This window comes from Marinobacter sp. (assembly GCF_040904845.1).
GTDB lineage: Bacteria > Pseudomonadota > Gammaproteobacteria > Pseudomonadales > Oleiphilaceae > Marinobacter.
On record NZ_JBBDSR010000003.1, the window covers coordinates 55428 to 64368 of the forward strand.

The window sequence follows — 8941 nt, forward strand, 5'->3', positions numbered from 1 at the left end:
GGCACCCCCACCCGCCGGCTATCAAACTTTTCTGCGGGCCGTGACTTAATAAAGAAGGCATGAATAAACAATGAGTATGACTCCAGAGTTGGTAGACGTACTGCCAGCCCACCGATTCGATGAAGCGCAACTTCTCGATTGGCTTCAGCAGTCTATCGATGGCTTTGGTGCCAGGATGAACGTGAAACAATTCCAGGGCGGTCAATCCAATCCGACGTTTCTGCTGGATACCGATAGCGGGCAATACGTGCTGCGCAAAAAACCACCCGGAAAGACGTTGCCTTCTGCCCATATGGTTGAGCGGGAATACAAGGTCATGCGTGCGCTGTCCGAACACACTAACGTACCCGTGCCGAAAACACGGGCACTGTGTGAAGACAACGGGGTCATCGGCACACCGTTCTACGTCATGGACTATCTGGAAGGTCGGATTGTCAGTCATCCGGCGTTGCGGGCGCTGGATCGCTCTGAGCGGATGCCCGCTCATCTTTCAGCTATCGACACCCTGGCAGCACTCCACTCGGTGGATGTGAACGCCATCGGCCTGAGTGATTACGGCCGCCCAGAGGGCTATGTGGCGCGCCAGGTGTCCCGTTGGACCAAGCAGTACCTGGCGTCGAAAACTGACGACATGCCGGCCATGGACAGGCTTATGGAATGGCTGCCGCAAAACTTGCCGTCTACTGATGAGTGCGCGATTGCTCACGGTGACTATCGGCTTGGCAATCTGATGCTGGCACCGGGCAAGCCCGAGGTGATCGCCATTCTGGATTGGGAACTGTCGACGCTGGGCCATCCGCTGGCGGATCTGGCCTATTACTGCCTGCCTTATCATCTGCCGTCGGATATGGAGGGGATGCGAGGGCTGCAGGGCGAGGATCTGGAAGCCTTGGGCATTCCCGATGAGCAGGAAACCATCGCCCGTTACTGCAAACAGACCGGTCGCGACGGCATCGCCGACTGGCATGTGTTTCTGGCGTTTTCATTGTTCCGGCTGGCCGCCATTGTGCAAGGGGTTTACAAGCGTGCTCTGGATGGCAACGCGGCCAACGCCGATGCGCTGCAGGTGGGCAAACGCGCCAGCTTGCTGGCGGAGGCCGGCTGGCGGATTGCGAGTGAGGGGGAGCGGTCATGAACGAGCCGATTGTTCAACGCATTCTGATCACCAACGACGATGGCATCAACGCGCCGGGTCTGAAAGTGCTCGAGCAGATTGCCCGCAACCTTGCAGAGGAAGTCTGGGTAGTGGCACCGGAGCACGATCGTAGCGGTGCCGGTCAGAGCATTTCGATTCACGATCCGTTGCGGGTGTATGAGCAGGGCGATCGGCGCTATGCGGTTTCCGGCACACCGGCGGACTGCGTGTTGTACTCGCTGGCCCAGTGGTTCGGCGAAACGCCGCCGGATCTGGTGCTGTCGGGGGTCAATTGTGGAGCCAATATCAGCGACTCGGTGCAGTATTCCGGCACCGTCGGGGCGGTGCTCAGTGCCGAGCACATGGGTATACCGGCCATCGCCCTGAGCCAGGCCTTTATGAGCCGCGAAGGCGTGGACTGGTCACCGGTGTCGACCTTCGGGGAGGCCGTGGTGCGCAAGCTCTGGCAGCCTGGGCAGAACCGCGCCTGGAATGTGAATTTCCCGGCCTGCGAGGCAGCCGCCATTGCACAGGCAAGACTGTGCAAACAGTCCAGCGGCTCCATTCAGCGTGCACGGCTGCTGGCCGGGCAGGACGCCCGCAGCCTGCCTTACTGGTGGCTGGGGTTTGATCGCAGTTCCCGCCATATTGTCGCGCCGGATGAAGATGTCAGCGTGCTGCGGGACAAGGCTATCGCTATTACACCATTGCGCCACCGGGACTCTCTGCCCGGCGGCACGGACGTTTTTGATCTGGCCGCAGCTGCGGCTCACTGAACCGAATAGGGGGATCACAACAATGACATTTACTCGCCACCACGCCGTCTGGCCGAAAGAGCTGCCAAAGAGCATGACGCTGCCGCACACCAGTGTGTTTGCCAACCTGGAAATTTCCGCGCTGCGTTATCCGGATCAGACCGCGATCATTTTTTACGACGCCCCAATGACGTATCGGCAGTTACTGGCCGAAGTCGAAGCCATGGCGGGCTACCTTCAAAGCCAGGGTGTGAAGAAGGGCGATCGGGTGCTGTTGTACATGCAGAATTCGCCCCAGTACGTGGTTGCCTACTACGCCATTCTGCGTGCCGATGCGGTGGTGATTCCGGTGAATCCGATGAACCGTGCCGCCGAGTTGGAGCATTACGTGGCCGATACTGGCGCGAACCTGTGCCTGGCGGGTCAGGAGCTGGCCGGGTTTATTGCGCCGCTGCTGGCAACCACGGATCTTGAGCAAGTGGTGGTGGCGTCATACAGCACCTACATCAGTCAGGACACCGACCTGGACCTGCCCGCGGAAGTTGCCGCTCCGGCCTGGTCGAAAGAGGTGCCGGGCGTGGTGACCTGGGAACAGGCGCTGCTGGAGAATCGAACACCGTCGGCGCACACTGCCGGCCCGGAGGACCTGGCGGTTATTCCCTACAGCTCCGGCACCACCGGCGCGCCCAAGGGTTGCATGCACACCCACCGCAGCGTGATGGCCACGGCGGTGCATCGTGCGTTCTGGAACCTGAGCACGGCGAACACCGTGCAACTGGCCACCCTGCCGTTCTTCCACGTTACCGGCATGACCGGCTCAATGAACAGCCCGATCTACAGCGGCTCCAGTACTGTCATCATGACCCGCTGGGACCGCACCACCGCCGCGCGGCTGATTGAACGGTATCAGGTCACCGGCTGGACCAACATCGTCACCATGGCGGTGGATTTCCTGTCCAACCCCGACATCGGCAAGTACGACCTGACCAGTCTCAACACCATTGGCGGTGGCGGCGCAGCCATGCCGGAGTCGGTTGCGGCCAAGCTCAAGACCATGACCGGGCTGGACTACATCGAGGGTTATGGCCTGTCGGAAACCATGGCGGCCACTCACATCAACCCGTCTGACCACCCCAAGCCCCAGTGCCTCGGCATACCGGTGTTTGATGTGGACAGCCGCATCATTGACTTCGAAACCCTGGAGGAGAAAGGCCCGGGTGAAGTGGGGGAGATTGTCTCTCATGGCCCTCAGGTAACCCAGGGTTACTGGAACCGTCCCGCTGAAACCGAGGCGTCGTTTGTGGAGCTTGATGGCAAACGCTTCTTCCGCACCGGTGATCTGGCTTACTACGACGAAGAGGGCTACTTCTTCATGGTCGATCGCGTCAAGCGCATGATCAACGCCTCGGGCTTCAAAGTCTGGCCTTCGGAAGTGGAAGGCCTGATGTACCGGCACCCGGCGATTCATGAAGTGTGCATCATCTCCTCGCCGCACCCCAAGCGCGGGGAAACGGTGAAAGCCTGCATCGTACTGACGCCGGATGCGAACCTCACCACCTCGGAAGCGGACATCGCCAGTTGGTGCAAGGAACAGATGGCGGCCTACAAAGTGCCGGAACTCATTGAATTTGTTGACGAGTTGCCGAAATCACCCACGGGCAAGCTGATGTGGCGTGCGCTGCAGGAAGAGGAGTGGAAAGCCAAGGCCTGAAGCCTGACGGTGCAATGTCGTATTTCGCAGAGCGGAATCACGTTCTAAATATTGACACTCGAGACGTTCGGTGTAATTGTTTCAATACGGAGGCGCAGAGCCACTAAGCTCTGCCCTAAAACCGCCTGGAAGTCGCAACAACAACAATCAGCGGAGGGGCACTTGAACCTTTTCTTGCAGCAAATCATCAACGGGTTAACCCTGGGGAGTATCTACGGTCTCGTAGCCCTGGGGCTGACCCTGGTCTACGGGATATTGCACATCCCGAACTTCGCCCACGGCGCGCTTTATATGGTCGGGGCATTTATGTCCTACTTTTTCATGTCGGACCTGGGTGCCCATTATTGGGTTGCCATGGCCGGCTCGGCGGTTGTGGTCGCCATCCTGGCCATTCTGTGTGAGCGCCTGGTGTTCCACCCCCTGAGGCATTCGCCGCCGATCCACGACAAGATCGCGGCTATCGGCATTCTGCTGTTTCTGGAAGCGGTGGTGCAGATGTTCTGGGGCTCGGACTTCCGCCGCATGTCGTCGCCGTTTACCGGCATCCTCAACTTTGATGGCCTGATTATTCCCGAGCAGCGGCTGCTGATCATCGTCGGCGCGTTTGCGCTGGTGATCGCACTGCAACTGTTCCTGCGCAAGACCATGACCGGCGCAACGATCATTGCCATGGCCCAGAGCCGCGAAGGTGCCTTCCTGGTGGGGATTGATTCCAACCGCGTGGCGATGATGACGTTTGCCATCTCTGGTGTGCTGGCGGCGTTTGCGGCTACGCTCTACGCCCCCATTAACCTGGTGTACCCCGCCATGGGCCACATCGTCATCATGAAAGCCTTCGTGATCATCATTCTTGGTGGCATGGGCAGCATCCCCGGGGCCATCGTGGGTGGCATGATTATCGGCTTCGCCGAGGCACTGGGTGGCTTCTACATCTCGACCTCCTACAAGGACATCATTGCCTTCGGTCTGTTGGTGCTGATTCTGTCCGTCCGTCCACAAGGCCTGTTCGCGAAGGGGGCGCACTGATCATGTTCAAATACGCATCCCTGTTGATGACGCCAGCAACCAAGTACGTGATGCTGGCCTTCGCCCTGCTGTTCCCGTTTGTCGCGGCCAACGAGTACCAGGTCTATGTGATGGCCACCGCCTTTGTGTGGGCGATTGCCGTTTACGGTCTTAACATCATTACCGGCTTTTGTGGCCAACTGAACCTGGCCCATGGGGGCTTCTTCGCCATTGGTGCTTACACCCTGGGCCTGCTCACCGCCGACTTTGGCTGGAGTTTCTGGCCAGCGTTCGTGGCGGCCTTGGCGATGAGCGCCATACTCGGCTTTCTGGTGGGCATCGTTTCGCTGCGTTTGAAAGAGCACTACTTCGCCATTTTCACGCTGTGTGTGGGTTTCATCATCTACCTGCTGATCGACAAGTGGGAAGAGCTGACCCACGGTGCCATTGGTGTGCGTGATATCGCTGCACCTTATGGATTTGGCGTGGTGGACTTCACTGATACCACACCGTTTTACTATCTGGTGCTGGCCTTCCTGGTGCTCGCCATCTGGTTCATGGGGCGGCTGTCGAAGTCCTTGCTGGGGCGAACCTTTATCGCCATCCGCAACGGTGATGAACTGGCCCAGTCCCTGGGTATCAACCTGATGCGCAACAAGATCCTGGCCTTTGTGCTGTCTACCACCTACGCCGGCCTCGCGGGTGCCTTGTACGCCGGTATGGTGCGCTTTATCGGTCCGGAAGAAGCCAACATCAACCACACCTTCGACATGATCACCTATCTGCTGGTAGGCGGTATTGGCACCATCATGGGGCCGCTGCTGGGCACGTTGGGCCTGATTTGGATTACCCAGTCTCTGCAGTTCCTGGAAGAGTACCGAATGATTATTTTCGGCCCGATGCTGGTACTGCTGGTGATCTTTTTCCCCCGCGGCATCACCGGGTCCTTCCTGACCTGGATGCACCGTAAATCCCAGGCCCTGGCCCCCGCGAAAAAACGCCAGGAAAGCAAGGTTGGCAAGGCTGACTATGAGAGCAGCGCTCAGACCCGGGAGGCAGAAAACAATGCTTAAGGTAGAACATCTGACCAAAATGTTTGGCGGCCTGGCGGCGGTGAACGACGTCTCGGTGGAATTCGAGGCGGGTAAGATCAACGCCATCATCGGCCCCAACGGTGCCGGCAAAAGCACCTTCTTCAACCTGATTTCCGGGATGCACCAGCCCACCTCCGGCCGCATTCTGCTGGATGGCGTGGACGTGACCACGCTACCCAGCGACCAGGTCGCGCGGCTGGGTGTGGGGCGAACCTTCCAGACCACCAACCTGTTCGAACAGGCCACCGTGCTGGACAACCTGATTGTGGGTCACCGCCTGCGCACCAAATCCGGTCTGTGGGACGTGCTGATCAACAGCAAACGCCTCCAGCGTGAGGAAAAAGCTGCGCGAGACAAAGCCATGGACGCGCTCGAGTTTGTGGGGCTCAGTCATGTGGCCGGCCAGATCATTGCCGATATCACCCAGGAAGAACGCAAACGGGTAGCCTTTGCGCTGGCATTGGCGACGGACCCGAAGATTGTGCTGCTGGACGAGCCAGCCGCCGGGGTGAACCCCGAGGAGACCGTCGGCTTTGCCGCGCTGATGCGCAAGATGGTCGACGAGAAAGGCCTGACCGTGTGCCTGATTGAACACAAGATGGACATGATCATGCGTCTGGCGGACAAAATCATGGTGCTGGACCACGGCGAGAAAATCGCCGAAGGCACCCCGGAAGAAGTCCGCAACAATCCCGTGGTGATCGAAGCCTACCTGGGAGGTGACGAAGATGCTGCAGCTTGAACATGTAGACGTCTGCTATGGCAGTTTCAAAGCATTGACCGATATCGCCATGACCGTCGACACCGGGGAACTGGTGGTGCTGCTCGGGGCCAACGGGGCTGGTAAAACCAGCCTGTTCAACGCCATCAGCGGCCTGGTGAAACCCGCCGCCGGTACGATCCGCTTCGAGGACAAACAGCTCAACGGCATGAAAGCCAGCGCCATCGTCGCCAATGGCGTGGTGCAGTGTGCTGAAGGACGCAAACTGTTCCCGCAAATGAGCGTTATGCAGAACCTGATGATGGGGGCTTACGTGCATCGCAGGGATCGTCAAGGCAACAAACTGCGCCTGAACGACGTGCTGGAACTGTTCCCGATCCTGTCGGACAAGGCCAGCGAGCCTGCCGGTTCATTGTCCGGCGGGCAGCAGCAGATGGTCGCCATCGGCCGCGCGCTGATGAGCCGGCCCCGGCTGCTGATGCTGGACGAACCTTCATTGGGCCTGGCGCCATTAGTGGTCCGGCAGATGTTCGAAACCATCAAACAGATCAATAGCCTGGGCACCACGGTGCTGCTGGCTGAACAGAATGCCTTTGCGGCGCTGAAAATAGCGCATCGCGCCTACGTCATGGAAAACGGCCGCCTGGTCATGGAAGGCGACCGGGAAACCATGCTGGGCAATGAAGACGTCCGTAAAGCGTATATCGGGGCCTGAAGGCCCCCAATAATACTCTCAGTAACACTCTCAGTGACACGCACAACAACCAGGAGACAACAATGAAAATAGCCAAAACACTGGGCCAGGCTGTCGCAGCGGCAACCCTTGGCATGAGCCTGTCCGCCGGAGCCCTGGCGGAAGAAATCAACATCGGCTTTACCGGTCCACTGAGCGGCGGGGCAGCCCTATACGGGGAAAACACCCTGTCTGGTCTGCGCATGGCCGTTGACGAAATTAACGACGCCGGCGGCTTTGACCTCAATGGCGAGAAAACCACCGTTAATCTGGTATCCCTGGACGACCGTTACTCGCCGTCCCAGGCCGCTACCAACGCCAAGCGTCTGAAGCAGGAATCGGAAGTAGCGGCGGTCTTCGTACCCCACTCCGGCGGCATCTTCGCTCTGCAGGATTTCAACGAAAAAGACGACTTCCTGGTCATGGCCTACTCCAGCGTGCCCAGCATCACCGAGAAAGGCAACAGCCTGACCCTGCGCATCCCGCCGACCTTCGATGGCTACGTCAAAGCCTTCACCGAGTATGCCCTTGAACACCAGGGCAGCAAGCTCGGCATGGGCGGAGCCACCCACGAATACGCCAAGATCTGGTCCGCCATGGTCAAACAGGAATGGGCCGACCAAGGCGGTGAAGTGGTGGCTGATAACGCCATGGACTACAACAAATCCGCCGACTTCTACACCGGCGTCAGCCGTATCATCTCCGAGGGCCCGGATGTGATGTTCGTCGGCGGTGCTTCTGAGCCCACCGGCCTGGTGGTGCAGCAAGCCCGACAGATGGGATTCCAGGGCGGCTTCATGGTCATGGACCAGGCCAAGATTGACGAAGTGGCCGAAGTGGCTGGCGGCCTCGACATGATGGAAGGTGCCATCGGCGTGGTTCCGCTGAGCGTCTATGAAACCGACGCCGCACAGGACTTCATCGAGCGCTACAAAGCCGAGTACGACAAGATGCCTGGCTCCGAAGCGGCCTACAACTACCTGGCGCTGCACGCCCTGGTCGAAGCCATGGACGCAACCGATTCCACCGACCCGAAAACCGTCCGCGCCGCCATCGGCGATGCGCTGAAGAATATGGACGAAAACAAGAACCCGTATGAAGTCACCGAAGTGACCGAAAACGGCGGGTTTGTCACTGAAACTACCCTGGCGGTGGTGAAAGATGGCAAAATTGTTCAGGTGGAGATTGACTGAGAGTGCGGCACCCTGTGTCGCACAAAAAAGGGGCCCGCGGGCCCCTTTTTTCACGTCACCGGTTTTGTCGGCTAAGCCACGTACATCACCAGATTTTCCGCCACACACGCCGGCTTATCCTCATCCTGGATTTCCACCGTGGTGCGATAGCTGGCGAGCGTGCGCTGATCGTCGACCTTTGAGACATCCACCAGCTCCATTTTGGTTCGAATGGCCGAACCGGATTTCACCGCAGCCGGGAAGCGCAGCTTGTTCATGCCATAGTTAATACTGGCGCTGGTGCCCTGCACGTCAATCACTTCCTGATTCAGCAATGGAATCAGCGATACGGTGAGGAACCCATGAGCCACCGGGCTTTTCCAGGGTGACTCCCGCTGGGCACGTTCCACATCCACATGAATCCATTGATGATCGCCGGTGGCGTCCGCAAACGCCTGAATCATCTCTTGGGTGATGGTTTTCCAGGAGCTGTGGCCAATCGTTGTACCACAAAGGTTCTCAAGCTCGTTCAGTTCCACTGAAAGCATATCTGCGCCCAATAGTTGATGGTTTATAAGAGTGTGATGCAGAAGCCATGGAAGGCGGATGTCTTAC

At 58.7% G+C, this 8941-nt stretch carries 9 protein-coding genes; 8 read left to right on the top strand and 1 reads right to left on the bottom strand.

The window, feature by feature from the left end; genetic code table 11:
* The first annotated feature begins 70 nt into the window (after positions 1 to 70).
* The 8 genes from WD429_RS00650 (at position 71) to WD429_RS00685 (ending at position 8347) form a co-directional block, all read left to right on the top strand.
* Positions 71 to 1135 carry a phosphotransferase gene (locus WD429_RS00650; RefSeq protein ID WP_368420234.1) on the top strand — a complete coding sequence of 355 codons (1065 nt, stop codon included), beginning with the start codon at positions 71 to 73 and terminating at the stop codon, positions 1133 to 1135.
* Positions 1132 to 1911 carry a 5'/3'-nucleotidase SurE gene (surE, locus tag WD429_RS00655; RefSeq protein WP_368420235.1) on the top strand — a complete coding sequence of 260 codons (780 nt, stop codon included), beginning with the start codon at positions 1132 to 1134 and terminating at the stop codon, positions 1909 to 1911. Before WD429_RS00650 ends, surE begins: the two co-directional genes overlap by 4 nt.
* Before the next feature lie 22 nt (positions 1912 to 1933).
* Positions 1934 to 3601, top strand: a complete 1668-nt coding sequence (locus tag WD429_RS00660; protein ID WP_368420236.1) for a long-chain fatty acid--CoA ligase — start codon at positions 1934 to 1936, stop codon at positions 3599 to 3601.
* 162 nt (positions 3602 to 3763) lie between these two features.
* Complete coding sequence (locus WD429_RS00665) at positions 3764 to 4627, top strand: branched-chain amino acid ABC transporter permease (RefSeq protein WP_368420237.1); 864 nt, start codon at positions 3764 to 3766, stop codon at positions 4625 to 4627.
* Between the two features lie 2 nt (positions 4628 to 4629).
* Complete coding sequence (locus WD429_RS00670; RefSeq protein ID WP_368420238.1) at positions 4630 to 5679, top strand: branched-chain amino acid ABC transporter permease; 1050 nt, start codon at positions 4630 to 4632, stop codon at positions 5677 to 5679.
* Complete coding sequence (locus tag WD429_RS00675; RefSeq protein ID WP_368420239.1) at positions 5672 to 6442, top strand: ABC transporter ATP-binding protein; 771 nt, start codon at positions 5672 to 5674, stop codon at positions 6440 to 6442. Before WD429_RS00670 ends, WD429_RS00675 begins: the two co-directional genes overlap by 8 nt.
* Positions 6429 to 7136, top strand: coding sequence for an ABC transporter ATP-binding protein (locus WD429_RS00680; RefSeq protein WP_368420240.1), 708 nt, complete (start codon positions 6429 to 6431; stop codon positions 7134 to 7136). The genes WD429_RS00675 and WD429_RS00680 overlap by 14 nt, the downstream gene beginning before the upstream one ends.
* A gap of 62 nt (positions 7137 to 7198) precedes the next feature.
* Positions 7199 to 8347, top strand: coding sequence for an ABC transporter substrate-binding protein (locus WD429_RS00685; protein ID WP_368420241.1), 1149 nt, complete (start codon positions 7199 to 7201; stop codon positions 8345 to 8347).
* Between the two features lie 71 nt (positions 8348 to 8418).
* On the opposite strand, the gene WD429_RS00690 is transcribed toward WD429_RS00685, so the two are convergent.
* Positions 8419 to 8874, bottom strand: a complete 456-nt coding sequence (locus WD429_RS00690) for a MaoC family dehydratase (protein ID WP_368420242.1) — start codon at positions 8872 to 8874, stop codon at positions 8419 to 8421.
* Positions 8875 to 8941 lie beyond the last annotated feature (67 nt).